The sequence below is a fragment of the Hylemonella gracilis ATCC 19624 genome, from assembly GCF_000211835.1.
Classification (GTDB): Bacteria; Pseudomonadota; Gammaproteobacteria; order Burkholderiales; family Burkholderiaceae_C; genus Hylemonella; species Hylemonella gracilis.
In genome coordinates this window covers 66,914-89,469 of the sequence record NZ_AEGR01000093.1, presented here as the reverse complement: position 1 = coordinate 89,469, position 22,556 = coordinate 66,914, and the positions used below count along the sequence as shown (strand labels likewise).

At 63.1% G+C, this 22,556-nt stretch carries 22 protein-coding genes; 7 read left to right on the top strand and 15 right to left on the bottom strand.

All coding sequences use genetic code 11. The features are described from left to right. Positions 1–6: 6 nt before the first annotated feature. From HGR_RS14480 to mnmG, 8 genes are all read right to left on the bottom strand, one after another. Complete coding sequence (locus tag HGR_RS14480; protein ID WP_006299074.1) at positions 7–429, bottom strand: response regulator; 423 nt, start codon at positions 427–429, stop codon at positions 7–9. A gap of 31 nt (positions 430–460) precedes the next feature. After that, positions 461–1,276: a class I SAM-dependent methyltransferase gene (locus tag HGR_RS14475; RefSeq protein WP_237701424.1), complete on the bottom strand. Its 816-nt coding sequence runs from the start codon at positions 1,274–1,276 to the stop codon at positions 461–463. Between the two features lie 25 nt (positions 1,277–1,301). Further along, a complete protein-coding gene (locus tag HGR_RS14470) occupies positions 1,302–2,246 on the bottom strand; it encodes a ParB/RepB/Spo0J family partition protein (RefSeq protein ID WP_006299072.1) in 945 nt (314 codons plus the stop codon). Positions 2,247–2,360: 114 nt separating this feature from the next. Continuing rightward, entirely contained in the window at positions 2,361–2,918 is a 558-nt protein-coding gene (locus HGR_RS14465) for an RBBP9/YdeN family alpha/beta hydrolase (RefSeq protein WP_006299071.1), read from the bottom strand. Positions 2,919–2,943: 25 nt separating this feature from the next. Then, positions 2,944–3,729, bottom strand: coding sequence for a ParA family protein (locus tag HGR_RS14460; RefSeq protein ID WP_006299070.1), 786 nt, complete (start codon positions 3,727–3,729; stop codon positions 2,944–2,946). A 45-nt stretch (positions 3,730–3,774) separates the two neighbouring features. Beyond that, positions 3,775–4,389 carry a LysE family translocator gene (locus tag HGR_RS14455; RefSeq protein ID WP_006299069.1) on the bottom strand — a complete coding sequence of 205 codons (615 nt, stop codon included), beginning with the start codon at positions 4,387–4,389 and terminating at the stop codon, positions 3,775–3,777. Between the two features lie 57 nt (positions 4,390–4,446). Further along, positions 4,447–5,124, bottom strand: coding sequence for a 16S rRNA (guanine(527)-N(7))-methyltransferase RsmG (rsmG, locus tag HGR_RS14450; RefSeq protein ID WP_006299068.1), 678 nt, complete (start codon positions 5,122–5,124; stop codon positions 4,447–4,449). Continuing rightward, on the bottom strand, positions 5,121–7,160 hold the full coding sequence (gene mnmG, locus HGR_RS14445) for a tRNA uridine-5-carboxymethylaminomethyl(34) synthesis enzyme MnmG (protein WP_006299067.1): 2,040 nt from the start codon (positions 7,158–7,160) through the stop codon (positions 5,121–5,123). Before mnmG ends, rsmG begins: the two co-directional genes overlap by 4 nt. Before the next feature lie 280 nt (positions 7,161–7,440). On the opposite strand from mnmG, the gene HGR_RS14440 reads away from it, so the two are divergent. After that, positions 7,441–8,019, top strand: a complete 579-nt coding sequence (locus HGR_RS14440) for an NADPH-dependent FMN reductase (protein ID WP_138922545.1) — start codon at positions 7,441–7,443, stop codon at positions 8,017–8,019. A 19-nt stretch (positions 8,020–8,038) separates the two neighbouring features. Next, positions 8,039–8,338, top strand: a complete 300-nt coding sequence (locus HGR_RS14435; RefSeq protein ID WP_006299065.1) for a YkgJ family cysteine cluster protein — start codon at positions 8,039–8,041, stop codon at positions 8,336–8,338. Here the strand turns inward: HGR_RS14435 and HGR_RS14430 are convergent. Continuing rightward, on the bottom strand, positions 8,335–10,641 hold the full coding sequence (locus tag HGR_RS14430; protein ID WP_006299064.1) for a heavy metal translocating P-type ATPase: 2,307 nt from the start codon (positions 10,639–10,641) through the stop codon (positions 8,335–8,337). The two genes, HGR_RS14435 and HGR_RS14430, sit on opposite strands and share 4 nt — an antisense overlap. A 187-nt stretch (positions 10,642–10,828) precedes the next feature. Here HGR_RS14430 and HGR_RS14425 point away from each other — a divergent pair, with 187 nt between their 5' ends. The 5 genes from HGR_RS14425 to HGR_RS14405 all read left to right on the top strand — a co-directional run bounded on the left by HGR_RS14425 (position 10,829) and on the right by HGR_RS14405 (position 13,408). After that, on the top strand, positions 10,829–11,026 hold the full coding sequence (locus HGR_RS14425) for a heavy-metal-associated domain-containing protein (RefSeq protein WP_039853768.1): 198 nt from the start codon (positions 10,829–10,831) through the stop codon (positions 11,024–11,026). Further along, positions 11,010–11,471, top strand: a complete 462-nt coding sequence (gene cueR / locus HGR_RS14420) for a Cu(I)-responsive transcriptional regulator (protein ID WP_006299062.1) — start codon at positions 11,010–11,012, stop codon at positions 11,469–11,471. Before HGR_RS14425 ends, cueR begins: the two co-directional genes overlap by 17 nt. A 10-nt stretch (positions 11,472–11,481) precedes the next feature. Next, positions 11,482–11,685, top strand: a complete 204-nt coding sequence (locus tag HGR_RS14415; RefSeq protein WP_006299061.1) for a YgaP family membrane protein — start codon at positions 11,482–11,484, stop codon at positions 11,683–11,685. 112 nt (positions 11,686–11,797) lie between these two features. Beyond that, complete coding sequence (locus tag HGR_RS14410) at positions 11,798–12,730, top strand: GGDEF domain-containing protein (protein ID WP_006299058.1); 933 nt, start codon at positions 11,798–11,800, stop codon at positions 12,728–12,730. Between the two features lie 147 nt (positions 12,731–12,877). Further along, positions 12,878–13,408 (top strand): Spy/CpxP family protein refolding chaperone, encoded by a 531-nt coding sequence (locus tag HGR_RS14405; protein ID WP_081463556.1) that lies wholly within the window; start codon positions 12,878–12,880, stop codon positions 13,406–13,408. Positions 13,409–13,443: 35 nt separating this feature from the next. On the opposite strand, the gene HGR_RS14400 is transcribed toward HGR_RS14405, so the two are convergent. From HGR_RS14400 to dnaA, 6 genes are all read right to left on the bottom strand, one after another. After that, entirely contained in the window at positions 13,444–14,037 is a 594-nt protein-coding gene (locus HGR_RS14400) for an NnrU family protein (RefSeq protein ID WP_006299055.1), read from the bottom strand. Between the two features lie 32 nt (positions 14,038–14,069). Beyond that, the gene (locus tag HGR_RS14395) at positions 14,070–15,653 is read right to left on the bottom strand and encodes a GGDEF domain-containing protein (RefSeq protein ID WP_006299052.1); all 1,584 of its coding nucleotides are present in this window, start codon (positions 15,651–15,653) and stop codon (positions 14,070–14,072) included. A gap of 123 nt (positions 15,654–15,776) precedes the next feature. Then, a complete protein-coding gene (locus tag HGR_RS14390) occupies positions 15,777–17,060 on the bottom strand; it encodes a solute carrier family 23 protein (RefSeq protein ID WP_006299050.1) in 1,284 nt (427 codons plus the stop codon). A 34-nt stretch (positions 17,061–17,094) separates the two neighbouring features. Then, positions 17,095–19,644 (bottom strand): DNA topoisomerase (ATP-hydrolyzing) subunit B, encoded by a 2,550-nt coding sequence (gene gyrB / locus HGR_RS14385; RefSeq protein WP_006299048.1) that lies wholly within the window; start codon positions 19,642–19,644, stop codon positions 17,095–17,097. 88 nt (positions 19,645–19,732) lie between these two features. Next, positions 19,733–20,839 carry a DNA polymerase III subunit beta gene (gene dnaN / locus HGR_RS14380; RefSeq protein WP_006299046.1) on the bottom strand — a complete coding sequence of 369 codons (1,107 nt, stop codon included), beginning with the start codon at positions 20,837–20,839 and terminating at the stop codon, positions 19,733–19,735. A gap of 262 nt (positions 20,840–21,101) precedes the next feature. Beyond that, on the bottom strand, positions 21,102–22,535 hold the full coding sequence (dnaA, locus tag HGR_RS14375) for a chromosomal replication initiator protein DnaA (RefSeq protein WP_006299044.1): 1,434 nt from the start codon (positions 22,533–22,535) through the stop codon (positions 21,102–21,104). Positions 22,536–22,556 lie beyond the last annotated feature (21 nt).

The following is a 22,556-nucleotide window of genomic DNA, read 5'->3' as shown; positions in this document are numbered from 1 at the left end:
GGGAACTCAGCCGGGCATGCGCAGGCCTGCGCCACGCATGACGTCGCGCAGCGCGGGAATGGACAAGGGTTTGGGGAGTAAACCATCCGCGCCCAGGGCGAGGTAATGCCTGCGCGTGGCCTCGTCATCGTGGCCAGTGACCATGACGATCGGCAAACGCTGACCCGCCAACTCACGCAAGGCCAGGAGGGTGTCCTGGCCATTGAACTCGGGCATGCTGATGTCGAGCAGCACGAGGTCAAAAGCCTCTTTCCGCACGAGATCCAAGGCCGTGCGCCCGTCCGGCGCCAGCGCACCCCGGCAGCCCATTTCCCGCAGCAGACGCGACGCGACGCGCAAGTTCAGGACATCGTCGTCCACGACCAGCACGCGAGCCCCTTCATCGCCCGTGGCCAGGCCTGCGGAGGTGGGGTGCGCCGTCGACGCCATGCCGGCATGATGGCACAGCGACGCGGCGGTTTCAGCGTCTGGCAGAGTCTGTCGGCGCTGCGGTGCCGGTGGCAACAGGCACGGCAGGCCAGCGATACACCCAGACCGGCTTACCTGAGTCGGTTTTCAGCTTGGCCGTAGGCTTGAAGCCACGCGCTTCGAACTCCAGGCTCACCAGCCAGGCACCGGGTCGCAGCTCCGCCTCGGCCTTGGCCATGGCACGGGGCAAGGTCTCAGGGCGCTGGAACAGATAGACCAGATCGTAGGTCGACCAGTCGACCTCCCACATGTCACCCCGCTCCACGTGCGCGTGGACGCCGCGGCCCTGGCAGCGCCGCTGGCACCACCAAGCCAGCGGGCGGCTCCATTCCACACCATGCAACTCGGCCAGCGGATACGCTTGACGCAGCGCCTCCAGCCCGTGGCCCAGGCCGCAACCCGCGTCCAGCACCCGGGCACCGGGCTCCAGCGGCGCCACCTCGGGCAAGTCGTTCAGGGCGTCTTCGGGCGTGGGAAACAAGGGCGCGTCACGCCAGGCGTTGAGCGGGTAGATCAAAGCCAGCAGGGCCAGCGGCAGCAACCAGGCCCAGGCCGGCACGCTCAGCGCACCCGAGAAAAAGAGCGACAGCGGAAAACCGAGGCCGATCACCAGACGGCGCCACCAGGTACCGCCCAGCAGGCTGAGCAGCACACCGGCCAGGGTCACCAAGCCCAGGACCGCCCACAGAGGCAGGCTGGTCTTCAGCTGAAGCAGGGAATAAAGAAACCAGCAGACGCTCCAGGCCATCAAGGCAGGCAGGGGCCAGCCGAAAGACCGGAACGACATCCGAGGCAAGGAGGACCGCATGGTGCGCCTGCTGCTGGGCGTGCGGTCAGTCGCCGCCGCCGGCGCGGCGCAAGCGATCGATCAGGCCGTTGAGCTCGTCGAGCGATCCGAACTGCACCGACAGCTCGCCCATTTCCTCGACGCGACCATTGCGCTTCACACGCTTCTTGACGCGCACCTCGACTTGCGCGGTCAGCAAGTCCGACAGTTCTTCCTCGACCCGTTTGAGGTCGCGCGATTTTTCCTTGCCCGGTTTCTGCGGCGCCAGGCTGAATTCGGCACCCAGCTTCTTGACCAGACTCTCGGCCTCGCGGACGGAATACTTCTTCGCGGCGATCTGGTTGGCCGCCGTGATCTGGGTGGCGCGGTCCAGCGCGAGCAAGGCACGCGCGTGGCCCATGTCCAGGTCACCCGCCATCAGCATGGCCTGCACCGGCTCGGCCAGGTTGAGCAAGCGCAGCAGGTTGCTGGCGGCGCTGCGCGAGCGGCCCACGGCCTGCGCGGCCTGCTCGTGCGTCAGGCCGAATTCGCGGATCAGGCGCTGCAGACCCTGGGCCTCTTCCAGCGGGTTGAGGTCCTCGCGCTGGATGTTCTCGATGAGCGCCATCGCGGCCGCGGCCTCGTTGGGCACCTCGCGCACCAGCACGGGCACGCTGTCCAGGCCCGCGAGCTTGGCGGCACGGAAACGCCGTTCGCCCGCGATGATTTCGTGCTTGCCCGCGTTCGGCCCTTCATGGAGCTTGCGGACCAGGATGGGCGACATGATGCCCTGGGCCTTGATGGACTCGGCCAGCTCGTACAGGGCGCCCTCGTCCATGCGGGTGCGCGGCTGGTACATGCCGGGCACCATCTCGTCCAGGCGCAGGCTGCCGACCTGACCGGCTTGAGGCACCACGCCGTCCGGCGCGGGCTCGGCCTGGTGTTCCTCGACCTTGGGACCCAGCAGGGCTTCCAGGCCCAGGCCCAGGCCCCTGGTTTTTTTCGTGACCATTTCTGTGTGTACTCCCGGTGGCGTCAGGTTCAGGTTCAGATCGGGCGGCATGGCCGCCAGGGCAGTTTGTGGAAACCGCCGTTTCGTGTGTCGTTGTTTCATCGTGCCGCGGGGCTAGGCGGGCGGCTGCATCAGGGTCTGCAGCAAGGCATGGCCTTCGGGCCAGTCGCCCAGGCCCGAGTCGGCATTGATGTGGCCTCGCTCTCCGTAGTCGATGAAACGCGCGCCCCAATCCGCCGCCAAACCCTGCGCACGGTCGAAGCCGCAGTACGGGTCATTGCGGCTGCCCAAAAGGATGCTGGGAAAGGGCAGGCGTTGGCGCACGATGGGCGACCAACTGGGCAGCTGGCCGCGGAGCTCCTCGCGCTCGGCGTCCCCCGGAGCAACCAGCAGGGCGCCCTGGACACGGTGCGTGTTGCGGCTGTGCGCGGCCCAGGCCGCCACCAGGATGCAACCCAGGCTGTGCGCCACCAGCACCACGGGGCCGGTGCGGTCCGTGTCGCGGGCGAGGATGGTTTCCTCCAGCTGGATTTGCCAGTCGCCACGAAGTGGGCGCTCCCAATCATGCTGCTGGACCCGCACATAGCCGTGCTGGGCTTCCCACAGGCTCTGCCAATGGGCCGCACCGGAGTTGTACCAGCCGGGCAGGAGCAAAACTTTGGAATGGTTCATTCGACAGCAGGCGCTTACTTTTGTGTCACATCTTGCCGATGCGCCCGACCATTTCTTCCGCAAACGTGAAGAAAGACTGGGCGCCGCGCGCGGCCGGATCGAAGACCACGCCAGGCAGGCCGTAGCTCGGCGCCTCGGCCAGGCGCACATTGCGGGGGATCACGGCGTCGAACACCTTGTCGCCGAAGTGCGCCTTAAGCTGGTCGCTGACTTGGGCCTGCAGGGTGACACGCGGGTCGTACATGACACGCAGCAAGCCGATGATCTGCAGGTCCGGGTTCAGGTTGGCATGCACCTGCTTGATGGTGTTGACCAGGTCCGCCAGGCCCTCGAGCGCGAAGTACTCGCACTGCATAGGCACGATGACGCCATGCGCGGCGCACAGGCCGTTGAGGGTGAGCATGGACAGGCTGGGCGGGCAATCGATCAGCACGAAGTCATAGTCGTCCATGACCTGGGCCAGGGCGTTCTTGAGGCGGCGCTCGCGCTGCTCCAAATCGACCAGCTCGACTTCGGCACCGGCCAGTTCACGGTTGGCGCCCAGGATGTCGTAGCTGTAGCCGGCTTCGACCAGCTTGTCGCTCTTGACGCGGGCCTCGGCGACAGTGGCGGTCCCCAGCAGCACGTCATAGACCGTGCGTGCCAGCTGGCGCTTGTCCACGCCCGAGCCCATCGTGGCATTGCCCTGTGGATCGAGATCGACCATCAGCACACGCTGGTTCAACTTGGCCAAACCAGCCGCCAGATTGACCGTGGTCGTGGTCTTGCCCACGCCACCCTTCTGATTCGCAACGCAAAAAATCTTGGCCATGCCGCCCTCGTGTTCTGAACTTTGTGTGTCTAGGGATGCGCTGTCTTACTTGGTCAGCGCCAGCTTCAGGCCAAAACCGATCAAGAAGATTCCCGCGATTTTTTCCAGCGTTCGCCCGATGCGCGGACTGGCGCGCAGTCGCTCGGCCAGGTGATGGGTGAGCAAAACGGCGATCAGCGAATACAGAAAGCCGAGCAGCGCAACGGTAGCGGCCATCACGCCAAAGGTGAGCAGCCCCTGGTGCTGCACAGGGTCAATGAACAGTGGAAAAAAAGCCATGTAGAACACGATGGCCTTGGGGTTGAGCAAGGTGATGATGAAGGCCTGGCGGAAGTACTGGCGGGGTTCGATGTGCAGCACGGGCGCATCGCCGGGTTTGGCGGTCAGCATCTTGAAGCCCATCCACGCGAGGTAGGCCGCGCCCAGCCACTGCACAAGATGAAAGGCCGTGGGATAGGCCGCCAGCAGCGCGGCGACGCCTGCAACGGCGGACCACATCAAAATTTGATCGCCCACGATGATGCCGAACGATGCAGCCAGCCCCCCGGCACGCCCACCCTTGCCCGTGGAGGTGATGATGGCCAGATTGCCCGGCCCGGGAATCAACAGGAAAAGGACGATGGCGGTGACAAAAGCACCGTAGTCTGCAATGCCGAACATGGGGAATCGTCTCTCAAAAGAAGGCGTCGAGTGTACGACGCCCACCGCCTGCGGGGCTCAGGCGAAGGCGCGTGCAGCCGCTTTTTTGCGTAACCAGACCATGCAACGCTCCGCATCCAATCCAGGCACGGTCAGTGGTTCCACGTGAAACACCTCGACCTCCGGGGACACGGCTGCAATTTCGTCAACCGGGTGCCGCCCTTTCATCGCCATCCAGACACCCTGAGCCGCCAGGGCACCAAAGGACCAGGCGGTGAAATCAGCCAGGGAGGCAAAGGCCCGAGACGACACCACGTCGAAAGGACCGGAGAGGCTTTCCACCCGAGCATGCACGCCATGCAAATGGGGTAGCTTGAGTGCGATCGCCACCTGCTGGATGAAGGTGGCTTTCTTGGCCACGGTGTCCACGCAAGTCACGTCGATCTCTGGGCAGCAGATGGCGATGACCACGCCCGGCAAGCCCGCACCAGACCCCACGTCGAGCAAGCGCACGGGCTGGCCCTGGGTCTGCCGCCGCAGCGGCGCAATCACGGCCATGCTGTCCAGCAGGTGGTGCGTGAGCATCTCCTCCGCGTCCCGTAGCGCCGTCAGGTTGTAGACCTTGTTCCACTTCTGAACCAGGGCCAGGTAGTCCAGCAGCTGAGTCCGCTGAGTGTCGGACAAGGCCAAACCCAGCGCGGCAGCACCGGATTCCAGGCGGGCTGCCAGGTTCGTCGCATGCACGGCTGTCGTCATGCCGCCTCGGCCATCTTGGCGAAACCCTTGAAGCCGCTCTTGCGCAGATGGATCAGCAGCAGGGAGATGGTGGCTGGCGTGATGCCCGAGATGCGTGAAGCCTGGCCCAAAGTCTCCGGGCGATGCTTCTGCAACTTCTGCCGGGCCTCGATGCTCAGCGCCGACACGGACATGTAGTCCAGATCGGCCGGCAGTTGAAGTTGTTCGTAATGGGCGGCACGCTCCACTTCGTCTCGCTGGCGGTCGATGTAGCCAGCGTACTTGGCGGCAATTTCGATCTGGTCCACCACGGGCTCGTACAGATCACCCAAGGTTTCACGTGAAACACCGGTCAGTGTCACGGCAGCTGCGCCGGCAACTGGCAACTCGTTCCGCGCCGCCGAAGCCGGGCTGGCGTACTTGCCGCCATCCATGGACATCAGTTCCGCGTACTTCACGCCCGGGCGCCGCAGCAGGTCAAAGAGGTGGTATTCGTGCTCGATGCCCACGCCCAGCACCCGCTCGGCCTCAGCCGCAGGCAGGATGCGCGGATTCACCCAGGTCGACTTCAGGCGTTCGGTTTCACGTGAAACGGCGTCCCGCTTGCGGTTGAAAGCCTCCCAGCGGGCGTCATCCACCAGGCCCAGCCGGCGGCCAATCTCGGTGAGGCGCATGTCGGCGTTGTCCTCGCGCAGCTGCAACCGGAACTCGGCCCGGCTGGTGAACATGCGGTAGGGCTCGGTCACCCCCTTGGTGATCAGGTCATCCACCAGCACGCCCAGGTAGGCTTGGTCGCGGCCCGGCAGCCAAGCCGCCTCGCCCCGGCATTGCAGGGCGGCATTGATGCCGGCGAACAGCCCCTGGGCGGCGGCCTCCTCGTACCCCGTGGTGCCATTGATCTGGCCGGCGAAGAACAAGCCCTGGATCTGGCGGGTTTCGAAACTGCTTTTGAGCGAGCGCGGGTCGAAGTAGTCGTACTCGATGGCGTAGCCAGGCCGCAGGATCTGGGCGTTTTCCAGACCCCGCATGGAACGCACCAGAGCCAGCTGGATGTCAAAAGGCAGGCTGGTGGAAATGCCGTTGGGGTAGTACTCGTTCGTGGTCAGACCCTCGGGCTCCAGGAAGATCTGGTGGCTGTCCTTGCCCGCGAATCGATTGATCTTGTCTTCGACGCTGGGGCAGTAGCGCGGACCCACGCCCTCGATCTTGCCCGTGAACATGGGGCTGCGGTCGAAACCCGAACGGATGATTTCGTGCGTGCGTTCATTGGTGTGCGTGATCCAGCAAGGCATCTGCCGCGGGTGCATCTCGCGGAGGCCCATGAAGCTGAACACCGGGATTTCGCCCTCGTTCGCGCCTTGACTGGCGGCACCGGGCATGCCGTCCCCGGGCTGTTCGGTGCATTGGGAAAAGTCGATGGTGCGACCGTCCAGGCGCGGCGGCGTGCCGGTTTTGAGCCGGCCCTGGGGCAGTTGCAGTTCCTTGAGGCGCGCCGAAAGACTCACTGCCGGCGGGTCCCCGGCCCGACCGGCCGCATAGTTGTCCAGGCCGATATGGATCTTCCCGTCCAAGAAGGTCCCGGCCGTGAGCACAACCGTGCGGCCCCGGAAGGCGATGCCGGCCTGGGTGACAGCGCCGACCACCCTCGCCCCATCACCGTCACCCTCCACCAGCAGGTCGTCCACGGCCTGCTGGAACAGCATCAGGTTCGGCTGGTTTTCGAGACGTCGGCGGATGGCGGCCTTGTACAGAATGCGGTCCGCCTGGGCGCGTGTGGCCCGCACGGCCGGCCCCTTGCTGGCGTTGAGGATGCGGAACTGGATACCGGCCTCGTCCGTGGCAATGGCCATGGCGCCGCCCAGCGCATCCACTTCCTTGACCAAGTGCCCCTTGCCAATGCCACCGATGCTGGGATTGCAGCTCATCTGCCCCAAGGTTTCGATGTTGTGGGTCAGCAGCAAGGTTTTGCAACCCATGCGCGCGGCCGCCAAGGCGGCTTCGGTGCCGGCATGGCCGCCACCGACAACGATGACTTCAAATTCTTCGGGGTACAGCATGGGGGCTTCTCCTGTGGCAGCAGCCTTGGGAATCAAGGCGGGACTCACAGTCAGAGTAGGAGTGCGAGGGGCGAAATTTTACCGGGCCGTCTGTTTTTGCGCCATCACAGCCGCTGCCAAGGTTTTGTGTTTCACGTGGAACAACACGAGAGGGTGCCTGCTGATTCCTGATGCCGGAATGACTTTGCGAGTCGCAGAGCCCGCAACACGTACGTCAATGAACACGCCACCGCCCCACCGGCGTGACCACGGTCTCAAAGTCTGTGGTCCAATGCCGGCCATGAAAGTCCTGGTCTTCGCGGGCAGCACCCGCCAGCAATCCCTGAACCGCCAACTCGCCCGCGTCACGGCAGACATGGTCCGCGCCAGCGGTGCCGAGGTCACGCATTTGGAGCTGGGCGACTACGACGTGCCGCTCTACAACGGCGACCTGGAAGCCCAAGGCACGCCACCCGACGTGGTCCGCCTCAAGCACATCTTCTTCGAGCATCCGGCCTGGATCATCTGCACGCCCGAGTACAACGCCAGTTACCCGGCCCTGGTGAAAAACACCTTTGACTGGCTCTCGCGCCCGGTTGCAGGCAACCCGGAATGGAGCGACGGCTACAAATCTACGCGCGGCAAGGTGGTGGGCGTGCTCAGCGCCTCGCCGGGCGCGCTTGGTGGCCTGCGCTCGCAAAGCCATCTGGTGCCTTTGCTGCTGAATCTCCAGTGCTGGGTCACGCCGCAGAGTTATGCCTTGGGGCGCGCAGGCGAAGCGTTTGACGCCGAAGGGCTGCTGCTCTCAGACCGTGCCCGCGGCGCCGTCCAGGGCGTGATCGACCAAGTGCTGTTCGCCGCGCAACGGCTGAACGGCTGAATCTGCGAATCCCTGCCCCATGGACTGTCGCCCCGGCTGCGCCGCCTGCTGCATCGCACCGTCCATCTCCAGCCCGATCCCGGGCATGCCGGTGGTCGATGGGGTCAGCAAGCCGGCCGGTGTGCCCTGCATCCAACTCGATGAGGCGCTGCGTTGCAAGCTCTTCGGTCGGCCCGAGCGACCCGCCGTGTGCGGCAGCCTGATGCCCGCGCCCGACATGTGCGGCGACAGCCGGACCCAGGCACTGCGCTTTCTGGGTTGGCTGGAGCGGGACACCTCGCCTGCGCCGGTCGGCCCACCCGCTCCCCAACGACCTTAACGCCCCTTCCAGCGTCGCAGCAGCAAGGCATTGCCCATCACGCTGACGGAACTCAAGGCCATGGCCGCGCCCGCCACCACGGGGCTCAACACCCCCAAGGCGGCCAGCGGAATGCCGGCCACGTTGTAGATGAAGGCCCAGAACAGGTTCTGTCGGATCTTGCGCACGGTGCGGCGGGAGATGTCCAGCGCCGCCTCCACCAAGGCCGGGTCGCCCCGCATCAAGGTGATGCCCGCCGCGTGCATGGCCACGTCCGTGCCATTGCCCATGGCGATGCCCACATCCGCCGCGGCCAGGGCGGGAGCATCATTGACGCCATCGCCCACCATGGCCACCACATGCCCGCCTGCCCGCAGGGCGCAGACCTGGGCGGCCTTGTCGCCGGGCAATACATTGGCCAACACCTCGCCGGCTTGCGGTCGCAGACCCAGCCGCCGGGCCATGGCTTCGGCCGCGCCCGGGTTGTCACCGGAAATCATCACCAGCCTCAAGCCCCGCTGACGCAGGCTCTGCAAGGCCGCTGCGGCACCGGGCTTGGGCTCGTCGCCAAAGGCCAGCAAGGCACGCACCCGAACCGTGGGAGGCGCATCCCCCGCATCCGGCACGGCTTCGGCCAGCACGGACAAGGTCGCGCCCTCGGATTGCAGTCGGGTCGCCTGGGCTTCCAGGGCGCCCAGTTCAGCGCCCAGTTCAGCCATCCAGCGCAGACTACCGATGCGCCAGGTCACACCCCCGACCACGCCCTGGCTCCCCCGCCCTGGCACGGCCTGCACCGCCTGCGGCTGAGGCCAGGCCAGGCCCCGCTCACGTGCGGCCTGCAGAACGGCTTTCGCGAGTGGGTGCTCGCTGCCGCTCTGCAGACTGGCAACCGCTCGTATCAGTGAGGTTTCATCTTGCCCGGGCGACACCAGCAAGGCGGTCAGACGGGGCTGGCCGACGGTCAACGTGCCGGTCTTGTCGAAGGCCACCGTGTCGACCCGATGCGCGAGCTCCAGGGCCTGTGCATCCTTGATCAAAATGCCGCGCCGTGCCGCCACGCCGGCTCCCGCGATCAGGGCCGTGGGCGTGGCCAGGCCCAGCGCACAGGGGCAAGCGATGACCAGCACCGTCACGGCGTGCATGAGCGCCGCCTCCATGCCCACGCCGACCCACAGCCAGCCAACCAAAGTGAGGAAGGCCAGCACCAGCACCACGGGCACGAAGACCGCAGAGACCTGATCCACCAAACGCTGGATCGGTGCCTTGGCCGCCTGCGCGTCTTCGACCAAACGGATGATGCGCGCCAGCACCGTCTCGCTGCCCGTGGCCGTGACGCGCAGAACGATGCGGCCCTCCCCGTTGACCGAGCCCCCGGTCAAGGTCGCGCCAGGGACCTTGCCGAGCGGCAGGGGTTCACCGGTCAGCATGGACTCGTCCACCTGGCTCTCGCCCTCCAACAGCACACCATCGGCGGGGATGCGCTCACCGGGACGCACGGCCACGTGGTCCCCCACCAGCAGCTCGCCGATCGGGATGTCGGTCTCCTCCTGGGGAGCCTGACCAGACCCCAGCCAATGCGCCTGCTCGGGCCGCAGGGCATGCAGGGCACGGATCGCGGCCGTGGTTTGGCGTTTGGCGCGGGCCTCCAGCCACTTGCCCAGCAGCACCAGGGTGATCACCACGGCACTGGCCTCGAAGTAAAGATGAGGCTCTGCAGCAGTGTGAGCGCCCGCATGCATGCCAGAGGTTGCATTCAGCCACAACCATACCGACAGGCCCCAGCCCGAGCTGGTCCCCAGCGCGACCAACAGATCCATATTGCCGGTGCGACTCTTCACGGCATGCCAGGCTCCAAGGTAGAAACGTGCGCCGAGGATGAATTGCACTGGCGTGGCGAGCAGAAACTGCACCCAGGCGGGCAGCATCCAGGCTGAGCCGCCCGACCCCGAACTCAACCAGCCCAGCAGCATGGGCACCAGCAGCGGCAAGGAAAGCACCGCCCCCAAGGCCACGGGAGCGAAGCCCGCCCAAGAAGAGACCTCCTCGTGCATCAGGGCGTCGGCGGCCCGTGGCTGGTAACCCGCACTGCGGACGGCGCGTCGAAGCTGCGCCGCTTCATCGGACGCGTCCGGACGGTAGGTGACCCGGGCCGTCTCGGTGGCCAGATTGACCACTGCGTCTTGCACACTGGGCACTTTCTTCAAGGCCTTTTCCACGCGCAGCACACAGGCGGCGCAGGTCATGCCGCCGATGCCGAGATCCAGGGTGGCCAGGTCTTGCCCCGAACGGGGCGCAGTGGCGAGCGGGGTGGCGAGAGTGTCCATGCGCACGATTCTGAACCTTGCCACCAGGGCAAGGTCAAGCAGCCCGGCAACCGGGGCAGCGTGCAACAGACCGGGCAAAACAGGGCATGCCGCCGGGGCTTGACCTTGCCCTGGTGGCAAGGTTGACAATGGCGTGATGACCGGCATCTGCCGGATGAAACACCTCAGCATTTCGGAGGAACACCGCATGAACCAGTCCTTCACCGTCACCGGCATGAGCTGCGGCCACTGTGAGAAAGCCGTCACACAGGCGATCCGGCAGGTCGATCCGCAGGCCGAAGTCCGCATCGACCGCAGCCACAACCTCGTCGAGGTGCAGTCACAGCAGCCGCGCGAAACCCTGAGCCGCGCCATCACGGAAGAAGGGTATGCCGTCGCGGCCTGAAGGAACACGCAGCCCGGACCGCTGGCCCATCGCCATCGGTCAGGCCGCCCAGCGCTCGGGTATCTCGGCCAAGATGGTGCGGCACTACGAATCGCTGGGCTTGCTGCCCCGGGTGACGCGCACGGGCAGCGGCTACCGGCAGTATGGCGAAGCCGATGTGCGTCAGCTGCGCTTCATCCGGCGCGCACGCGACCTGGGCTTTTCCCTCGATGAAATCACTGAGTTGCTGGGCCTGTGGAGCAACCGGGGCCGCGCCAGCGCCAGCGTCAAACGGATCGCGCAACGGCATGTCGACGAACTGACCGCCCGCATTGCATCGCTACAAGCCATGCAACGCAGCCTCAAGGAGCTGCTGCACGACTGCCACGGCGATGAGCGGCCAGACTGCCCCATCCTGGATGACCTCGCGGGCGACACCGATCGCCCCTCTGTTTCACTCAACTGAGGAGATGTGCATGAAACGCAATGTCGGCGGCATGGACCGCGCGCTCCGGATCACGGTCGGCCTGGTGCTGATCGGCCTGGCCTTGGCAGGTGTCGTCGGCTGGTGGGGCTGGCTGGGCCTGCTTCCATTGGCCACAGGCTTGACGGGTTGGTGCCCGCCCTATGCACTTTTGGGTTGGAACACCTGCGCCAACAAGTCAGGCGACACCGCTTGAGCGGTGGTCCTGCGGGGCGCGGCCCCCGGGACCTACAAACCACAAGGGGTACTCGACCAGACAGCCGGGCCTGTGTTCCAATTCAAGCCAGTTAGGACTCACCCACCACGGCTTGACTACCGACGACCCACGCCTTCGACTGCTCGAGTGCCTGGATGACGCAGCCAGCGGGATCGGCTTGTTCGATCCCGACGATCGTCTGCGCTACGCCAATCGGTACATGCGCGAAGCCTACGGCATCGCGGTCGGCGCGTTCCCGTATTGGACCGACATGATGCGCAACTGCTTTCAGGCGCGCGCGGGTCTGCTGATCCAGACGAACGACATCAACAGCTGGTTGAGACAGGTCGCGCAACGACGACGCCAAACCGCCGTGCGCTGCTTCGAATCCGACATGGTGGACGGCCGCTGGATGCGAGTCACCGAGACCCTGCACAACGATGGCTGGCTGCTCACGGTGGTCACCGACGTCACGGCGCTCAAAGCCCATGAATCCATGCTGCAGCAAGCGCGAGACCAAGCCGTGCAGCTGGCCATCACCGACCCACTGACGGGTCTGTTCAACCGGCGCCATGTCTTTGCTCGGCTTGGCGCCTTGTTCCACCAGGCCCGTGATCTGCGTTACCCCTTGACCCTGGCCGTGATCGACCTGGACCATTTCAAGCAAGTCAACGATCGCTACGGCCACAGCGTCGGAGACAAGGTGCTCGTTCATTTCGCTCAAAAATTCGAGGCTCGCCGCAGACCGCTGGATCTGGTGGGCCGCATCGGCGGTGAAGAATTCCTGATGGTGTTGCCCAACACCACCGTGCAGGGCGCACGCCAGGTGTTGGCGCGTCTGCGGGAGGACCTCACGCAAAGCCTCCCCGTGCCCGCCCATCCCGATCTCGCGCTCAGTTTTTCGAGTGGCCTGGCCCAGATGAACGCACAAGACACTGAGGCTGCAACGCTGTACCAACGGGCAGACCGCGCTCTGTACGGAGCCAAGCATGAGGGTCGGGCCCGGGACTACGACGACGAGCCCCCTGCGCCGACGGCGACGTGAGGGCAGGCTGGCGCGAACGCCTCGGCCTTTGACTTGACTTTGTCCTTCTTTACCTGCGATCAGCACGAGCACACGCAGGAGAAACGCACGCAACCCACACTTCCTTCACCCGCCCATTCGCGGCGGGATGCTTGAAAGGATGAAGCCATGAAAACACGCATGACCCCTCTGTCGACCGCGATGCTGGCGGCCTCCCTGCTGCTGGCCTCGTCCGCGCCCGCATCGGCGGCGCCCCCCTCCTCGGCCAATGGACCGGGACCGGAAATGCACGATGAACGCGGCGCTGATCACCGCCCCGATCGCATGGCGGCAGGTCAAGCGGATCACTGGGAAAAACGTCTTGCTGAACTCAAGGCCAGTCTGAAACTGACGCCTTCCCAGACAGGCGCTTGGGACACTTTCCAAGCCGCCGTCAAACCCCCGGCGCGCGAGGCACGAGCCCATCGCGAGGACGCGCCACGCGATGAGTGGGCAAAGCTCAAGACACCAGAGCGCCTGGACCGCATGCGCGCTTGGCGACAGGAACGTGATGCGGCCGCGACGCGACGCGAAGAAGCAACCCGAACCTTCTACGCCTCTTTGAGCGCGGAACAGCAAAAAACTTTCGATGAGCGCACGCAACGGCCCTTCTTCGGCGAAGAGCCTGGCGGCCCGGCTCCCGGCCCTCGTCCGCGCTGAGCACTTGACTGGGCGCGATGACGCCCAAGATCGGATCAACCGAGTGGTTTGATTCCGATCAGCAAGCCGTGCAAACCGAAAGCGAACACGGCCCAGCCGGCGAGACCCAAGGCCACGGCCAAGACCGTGGCGGTCCACCGGCCCTGTGGGTAAGTGACACCGGTACGCCGGTCGCGCCGGCGAGAGACGGCGTAGTTGGCAATGGCCCAGAGCAGAAAACTGCCGAACAGCAGCAGATGGGCCAGCATGCCAGCCACCAACAGATGGGCCAAGGCCCAGGTTTTCACCCCCAGCACCATGGGGTGGCCAAAGCGTGCCTTCAGGTGATTGCCCGGTACATAAGCAGCCGCCAGCAACACGAAGGCAAGAACAGTGAACAAGGCGGTCAGATGGCGCAGGCCCATCGCCATGCCGGGAGAGGAAGGCATCCAGACGATCACCGGATATTCGCGCGCGGCATCAAAGCCCCAGGCGATCAGTGCCAAGCCGGCGAGGGCGATCAGGGAATACAGCGCCTTCCAGGTGCCCGCACCCAGACGCGCACGCCATTGTTCCCTCGCGGTGGGTGCCAGCATGCCGATGGAGTGCACCCCCAGGAACAGCAGCAGGCCGACGATCAGCAAAGTCATGATGGCAAACTCCTTGAATCCTTGAACCCGTCTCAGGCCGCGACCACGCGGTTCTTGCCCGCGCGCTTGGCCAAGTACATGGCTTGATCGGCACGATGCAAGGCCTGCTCCGCCGTTTCATCGACAGTCAACTGGGCAACCCCTGCGCTGAAAGTGATGAAAATCTTCTCCTGATCAGCGCTGGCGACCTCACCGCCGCTCTCGGTCTTCACACCCTGTTTCGGGCGCGCGAGGAAGAAGCGCTTGCTCAGTTCACGCTGCAACCGGATCATGACTTCCATGGCCTGCTCCAGCCCGGTCTCTGGCAACAAGATCACGAATTCTTCCCCGCCATACCGGGCCAGCGTATCCTGAGGACGCAGGTTTTCCTTGGCGACAGCCACCAAGTGCTGCAAGGCCACGTCGCCCGTTTCATGCCCACGGGCATCGTTGAGGCGCTTGAAATTGTCGATGTCGAGCAAGGCGACGCACAAAGGCGCGTCCTTGCGCCGCACGGTGGAAAGTTCGCGCACAAAGGCCTCGTCGAGACCCTGCCGGTTGAGCGCCCCAGTGAGCCCATCGTGACGGACCTGAGCACTCAAGCGCTCCAGCTCCGCCTGCAACTTGCGCAGCTCCGCCTCCTTGGCTTGCACCTGCGCGCGCATGGACTGCAGTTCTTCGCCCACATTGACCGTCTCCAGCCGCATGTCTCGGGTCGCGCGGATCAAGCCGCGCAGCACAGGGCCGATGTCCTCCAGGGTCTTGGCCTGTTCCAGATCGCGCAGGCTGTCTTCCATCTTTTCCTGGTAATCGCTGCTGGAAGCCGTGACCTGTGAGAGACGGGTGATGAACGCCGCCAACATCTGCCGCAAGGACTCCTGCGCTTCGATGGCACGGCCTTTGGCCTCGGTCTGTTTGAAGATCACGTCCTTGAGCTGATGCTCAACCTCGTCCAGACGGCGCAGCGTCAAGGGGGGTTGCGCGGCGGCTTGCAGCGCATTGATCTGCCCCTGCAACCACGCATCGTCGGGGCTCAGTTCACCAATGTTCTTGATGATCAGCTGAAGGAGTTTGAACAAGGCCAGTCGGATCTCGGACTGTTCCTCTGCGGCGAAGGACAAGCGGTGGTTGAAGTCAGCCAAGAGACTTCGAACCCTGATGACGCTGGTCTCGGGATCGCGCAAAGCCTGCAAGGTCTGCTGCATGCGCTCGTGAAAGCGAGTGTCTTCACCCCCGAACGCCGGTTGCGCGAACTCGATGAGCCGGGCGACCTGCTCGAGGACCTGAGGCATCATGCTCGGCGCATCGGCGGAGAGGGGTTCTGGCGCCGCGGGATGCGGCACGCCGCTGGGCACGGCAAACCCTGAGTACCCGAGCAGGGCGTTTTGCACCCCCAACCAATTGCGCTGGCTGATCGCGTAATCCAAGAGGCCCAATTGCTTTTCCTGCCCCGGATTGCGGGCGGGCAAAGCCTGGGCAATCCGGCGCAAGTGTTCCTCAGGGAACAGTTCCACCTGCGGCAAACCAGCAACCGCGTGGTAGATGGCCTGGTAGTTGACCGGCGTCGGCGGTAGCTTACGCAGCGTGATCTGCTTGAGCGTTTCGCGGGCGATCTCGAAGGGTGTCTTCTCGCTCATGAACCGGGTGGCTTCTGCGGAGGGTGGGTTGAATTATGCGTGCTCCCCGCCCAAAAAAAACGGCGTGCCCTCAGCCACGCCGTTCTTCCGTGTTTTACGGTTGTTTTTGGCGTCGCGGGCTGTTTATTTCGCCGAACGACCGAGCAAGGCCCACAGCAGCACCGCGCCAAACGTGGCGGTACCGATGCCGCCCAGGGCGAAGCCGCCAAAACGCAGGGTGAAATCGCCCGTGCCCAGGATCAGGGTGATGGCCGCGACGATGAGGTTGCGGTTGTCCGAGAAGTCCACCTTGTTGTCCACCCAGATGCGCGCGCCCGCCACGGCAATCAAGCCGAAGACGACGATGGAAACGCCACCCATCACGGGCAAGGGGATGGCCTGGATCACGGCGCCAAACTTGGGGCTGAAACCCAAGAGCACAGCGATCAGGGCGGCCACGACAAACACGGCCGTGGAGTAAATCTTGGTCGCGGCCATGACGCCGATGTTCTCGGCATAGGTCGTCACGCCGGTGCCGCCCGCCGCGCCGCTGACCACCGTGGCCACACCGTCACCGATGAAGGCCCGGCCCAGGTAAGGATCAAGGTTACGGCCCGTCATGGCCGTCACTGCCTTGATGTGTCCCAGATTCTCGGCGACCAGAATGACCGCCACCGGCGCGATCAGCAGCATGGCCGGTGCACTGAAGACCGGGGCCGTGAAGGTTGGCAAACCGAGCCACGCCGCGGCGGCGATGCCCGACAGATCCAAGGGCTTGCCCCAGCCCATTCCATTGGTCAGCAGGGCGTAAATGACACTGGCCAGGATCAGCCCGAGGAGGATCAGCAAGCGCTGCGCCATGCCGCGTGTAAACACCGCGACAGCCCCGACGCACAAAAAGGTCACGGCTTGCATCCAGGCATCAAAGTTGGTGGGCGCCATGTTCTTGATCGGCACCACCGCCAGGTTCAAGCCAATCACGGCCACAACGGAGCCGGTGACCACGGGCGGCATCAGTCGCTCAATCCAGCCAATGCCAATCACCTGAACAACGGCACCGATCACGATGTACACCACACCGCACGCCACGATGCCGCCCAACGCCACGCCCAAATTGCCATTGAGGCCAGAACCAGCGTAACCCGTGGCGGCGATCACCACACCGATGAAGGCAAAAGACGAGCCCAAATAACTCGGCACCTTGCCACCGGTGATGAGAAAGAAGATCAGGGTGCCGATGCCGCTCATCAGCACCGCCACATTGGGGTCGATGCCCATCAGGATGGGAGCCAACACCGTCGCACCGAACATGGCGATCACGTGCTGCACGCCCATGGCGGTGGTCTGCCCCCAGGACAAGCGTTCATCGGGCGCGATCACGCCGCCCTGAGCGAGCACCTCGATGTCTTTTTTCTGCCAACTGAACATTCCCATGGTCATCTCCTTGTACTTGTGTAGGAACTCAAACGTCGATGTTGCCCGCGCGCAAGGCGTTGGTTTCGATGAAGTCACGACGCGGCTCGACCTCGTCGCCCATCAACATCGTGAAGACACGGTCGGCCTCGATCGCGTCGTCGATCTGCACCCTTAGCAAGCGGCGCACGGTCGGGTCCATGGTGGTTTCCCAGAGCTGGCCTGGGTTCATCTCGCCCAGTCCTTTGTAACGTTGGCGAGAGGTGGTGCGTTCGGCTTCGCTGATCAGCCAAGCCATGGCGGAACGGAAATCGGCGACCTTTTCTTCCTTCTGCTTCTCGCCTTCACCTCGCACGACCTTGGCGCCTTCACCCAACAGGCCACGGAAAGTCTGCGCTGCTTCGGCCAGCGCTGCATAGTCGGCACCATGGACAAAGTCCTGGGTGATCACGCTGCTCTTGACGTTGCCATGGTGGCGACGGCTGATGCGTAAGATGGGTTTGTCGGTGCGGACATCGAATTCACCCGCGACTTCGGACCCGCTGCCCAGCTCGCGCAACTTCGCCTGCAGCGCGACGGCCGAGACCTCCGCTTCGGCCACCGTGTCCAGCTTCAGCTCCACGCCATCGGCCACGGCACGCAGCGCCTCCACATCCATGAAGTTGTGCAGCCGGGCAATCACACTTTCAGCCAATTGGTGCTTGCGCGCCAGCTCCGCCAGCGTGTCGCCATTGATGACGGTATTCGTCACCCCGCCAGTGTGGATGGCCGCACCCGCGAGGGCGATGCGCAGCAGATAAGCGTCCAGGGCCGAGCCGTCCTTCAGGTAAAGCTCTTCCTTGCCGGACTTCACCTTGTACAGCGGCGGCTGGGCAATGTAGATGTGACCGCGCTCGACCAACTCGGGCATCTGGCGGTAGAAGAAGGTGAGCAGGAGGGTTCGGATGTGAGCGCCGTCCACGTCCGCGTCGGTCATGATGATGATGCGGTGGTAACGCAGCTTGTCGATGTTGAAATCATCGGCTCCCGACTTTCCAGAGTCGCTGCTGGCCTTGCCGATGCCCGTGCCCAGGGCGGTGATCAGGGTGACGATTTCATTGCTGGTCAGCAGCTTTTCGTAACGGGCTTTCTCGACGTTCAGGATCTTGCCGCGCAGGGGCAGGATCGCCTGGAACTTGCGATCCCGACCTTGCTTGGCACTGCCGCCGGCGGAATCACCCTCGACGATGTAGATCTCGCAGAGCGAAGGATCTTTTTCCTGGCAATCGGCCAGCTTACCGGGCAAGCCCATGCCATCGAGCACGCCCTTGCGGCGCGTCATCTCGCGGGCCTTGCGGGCCGCTTCGCGGGCGCGGGCGGCCTCGACAATCTTGCCGCACAGGGTCTTGGCGTCGTTGGGACGCTCCTCCAGGTAATCGTTCAATGCCTTGGCCACGATGTCTTCCACCGGCGCACGCACCTCGCTGGACACCAACTTGTCCTTGGTCTGGCTGCTGAACTTGGGCTCTGGCACCTTGACGGACAGCACGCAGCACAAACCTTCGCGCATGTCGTCGCCCGTGACCTCGACCTTGGCCTTCTTGGCGAGCTCATTGCTTTCGATGTACTTGCCGATCACGCGCGTCATGGCAGCGCGCAGACCCGTCAGGTGAGTGCCGCCGTCACGCTGGGGGATGTTGTTCGTGAAACAGAGCACGCTTTCGTTGTAGCCGTCGTTCCACTGCATGGCGACTTCCACCCCGATCTCGGTGCCGGGAATGCCGCCGTAGCTGTCCGCCGGCCGGGTGCCGATCGCATGGAAGGCATTGGGGTGCAGCACTTTTTTGTTGGCGTTGATGAAGTCCACAAACCCCTTGACGCCCCCAGCACCCGAAAAATCGTCTTCCTTGCCATTGCGCTCGTCCTTCAGACGGATACGAACACCGTTGTTGAGAAAGCTCAACTCGCGCAGACGCTTGGCAAGAATCTCGTAGTGAAACTCGTGGTTCTGCTGGAAGATCTCCGTGTCAGGCAGGAAGTGGACCTCCGTGCCGCGCTTCTCGGTCTCACCGATCACCTTCATCGGGGACACGTCGACGCCGCTTTGCTGAGTCAACAAACGGCTTTGCACCGCGCCGCGGGCAAATTCAAGTTGATGGACCTTGCCACCATTGCGCACCGTCAAGCGCAACCAACGCGACAAAGCGTTCACGCAAGACACACCCACACCGTGCAAGCCACCTGACACCTTGTAGCTGTTCTGGTTGAACTTGCCACCCGCGTGCAGCTCGGTCAGGGCAATCTCAGCCGCCGAACGCTTGGGTTCGTGCTTGTCATCCATCTTGACCCCAGTCGGGATACCACGACCGTTGTCCGTGACGCTGATGGAGTTGTCGGTGTGGATGGTGACGACGATGTCGTCGCAATACCCAGCCAGCGCCTCGTCGATGGAGTTGTCCACGACTTCGAACACAAGGTGATGCAGACCCGTGCCATCGGAGGTGTCGCCAATGTACATGCCCGGGCGCTTGCGCACGGCTTCCAGCCCCTCAAGAATCTGGATCGAGGACTCGTCATAACCACCCGCGCCAGCGCCAACGGGTTTTTCTGCTTCGCTCATGGAGGGTCTTTTCTGGAAGGGTCTAACTTGAAAACGAGAAACCCGCGATGGCATCCACACCGCGGGCTGAAAAACAAGGCTGAGAACTTCAGATGCGCATCGGCATCACGACGTACTTGAAGTTCGCGTTGTCAGGAATCGTCACGAGGGCGGAGCTGTTGGAGTCTGAGAGTTCCACCCTCACCATCTCCTGCGTCATATTGCCCAGCACTTCGATCAAGTAGGTGACGTTGAAGCCGATCTCGATGCTGTCGCCGCTGTAATCGATGTCCAACTCATCCACGGCTTCTTCCTGTTCGGCATTCGTGGACGCGATACGCAGAGTGCCAGGTTCGATATTGAGTCGCACGCCCTTGAACTTGTCGCTCGTGAGGATGGCGGCACGCTGCAAACTGGCCAGCAAGGGCTGGCGTCCCAACACGATGATGTTCTTGTGATTCTTGGGGATGACGCGGTTGTAGTCGGGAAACTTGCCCTCAACCAGCTTGGTCACGAATTCCATGCCACCAAAGCTGAACTTGGCCTGGTTGCCCGCGAACTGCATCTCGATGGCGCCTTCGTTGTCGGACAGCAGGCGCTGCAACTCGAGCACGGTCTTGCGCGGCAAGATCACTTCCTGCTTGGGCACTTCCACGTCCAAGGTGGCGGAAGCAAAAGCCAGACGGTGACCATCGGTGGCCACCAGGCTGAGCTGCTGGCCCTCTGCCACGAACAGGATGCCGTTGAGGTAATAGCGGATGTCGTGAACCGCCATGGAAAAGGAAACCTGTCCCAGCAGCTCCTTCAGCGTCTTCTGGGGCACGCTGAACTTCGGACCGAAGTTGGCCGCTTCTTGGACCAGCGGAAAGTCCTCCGCCGGCAAGGACTGCAAGGTGAACTTGCTCTTGCCCCCTTTGAGAACCAGCTTGTTCTGGCTTGATTCGAGCGTCACCGTCTGATCAGAGGGCAAGGTCCGAAGGATGTCGATCAATTTGCGAGCACCCACGGTCGTGGTGAAGTTGCCGGAATCGCCTTCGAATTCAGCCACCGTTCGGATTTGGATCTCCAGGTCGCTGGTGGTCAATTGCACGGCATTGCCGGACCTGCGCAGCATCACATTGGCCAGGATTGGCAAGGTGTGGCGGCGTTCGACAATGCCCGCAACGGACTGAAGTACGGATAGGACTTTGTCTTGTGATGCCTTCAGGACAATCATGTCAACCTCTTCTTGAATAACTTCCAGAATCTTTATTAAAAATTAGTAGTCGTAGATAGAAGTCAGCTGGTTTCTGTGGACAGCTGCATTTTCTCTTTTTTTATCAAGCACTTGCGATGATGACTAGCCTGTGGGACGAAATCTTTTTGCATGCGTAGCAATTTGAACAAGTCGGCTCTTTTTAAAAAAGCTGTGGATAAGTGCGTTCTTATCCCAAAACTATCCCCAGGGTTTGCAGTCTTGATGATGTCCTATTGGGATCTCATCCTTTGAGGGTCTGTTCCAGCACATGCAGTTGTTGGTTCAATTCAGTCAGCTGTTGGCGTTCGCCTGAAATTTTGCGCACGGCATGCAGCACGGTTGTGTGGTCACGGCCCCCGAACAACTCGCCGATTTCTGGAAGGCTTTTCTGCGTCAATTCCTTGGCCAGGTACATGGCAATCTGACGGGGCCGCGCAATCGACGCAGGCCGTTTCTTGCTGTACATGTCTGCCACCTTGATCTTGTAGTAATCGGCCACCGTTTTCTGGATGTTTTCGACGGAAATTTGCCGATTTTGGATGGACAGAAGGTCACGCAAGGCTTCACGCGCCAACTGGATCGACACTTCCTTCTGGTTGAAGCGCGAATACGCCAGGATCTTGCGCAGTGCGCCTTCCAACTCACGCACGTTGGAACGCACGTTCTTGGCGACGAAAAATGCGACCTCCTCTGGCATGCTCGCGCCTTCGCTTTGCGCCTTGTTGATCAGGATGGCCACGCGCATTTCCAGCTCGGGGGGCTCAATGGCGACGGTCAGGCCGGAATCGAAACGTGAGACGAGCCTTTGGTTGATGTCGAGCAATCCCTTGGGATAGGTGTCGCTGGTCATCACGATGTGGCTTTTTTTCGCGAGCAGCGCCTCGAACGCGTTGAAAAATTCTTCCTGGGTGCGGTCTTTGCCAGCGAAGAACTGCACATCGTCAATCAGCAACAGGTCCAGCGAGTGGTACTTGTCCTTGAACTCGTCGAACGTCTTGCGCTGGTAGGCCTTCACCACGTCGGTGACAAACCACTCCGCGTGTGTGTAAAGCACCTTGGCGCCCGGTTTTTCCGCCAGCAGGCGGTTGCCCACAGCATGGATCAGGTGGGTTTTGCCCAAACCCGTGCTGCCATAGATGAAGAGGGGGTTGTAGAGCTGCCCCGGAGAGCCAGCCACGTGCATGGCCGCTGCCCTTGCCATGCGGTTCGCCGTCCCTTCCACCAAGGTATCAAAAGTCAACGCCGTGTTGAGGCGATGGCGGCTGGATGACGCTGATTGAACCGAAGCCACACTGTAGGAAACTTCTTCTACGGGTATGGCCTCGGGCAGTGATTCCGCGTCGACAAAAGAGGCAATCTGATTCCTCACGGCATTGACGTTTTCGCGAGGTGCGATCGCCAACTCCAAGGCAATGGGTTGCCCGTAGATGCTTTCCAGCAAGGCAGCAATGCGCTTGCTGTACTGAGCACGTATCCAGTCCAGCTTGAAGCGATTGACAACGTACAGTGTCAAAGACGAATAGTCATCGGCCAAGCGGGCGGACAAGGGCCGAATCCAGGTATTGAACTGCTGTTCCGGCAACTCTTGCGCCAGCTGATCCACACATGCCTGCCAAAGGCTGTGCCCGATATCCTGGGTGGAGCCCTGCTGGGCGTGGAAGAATCCGTCGCTCATGCGGAAATCATTCTGTTGTGG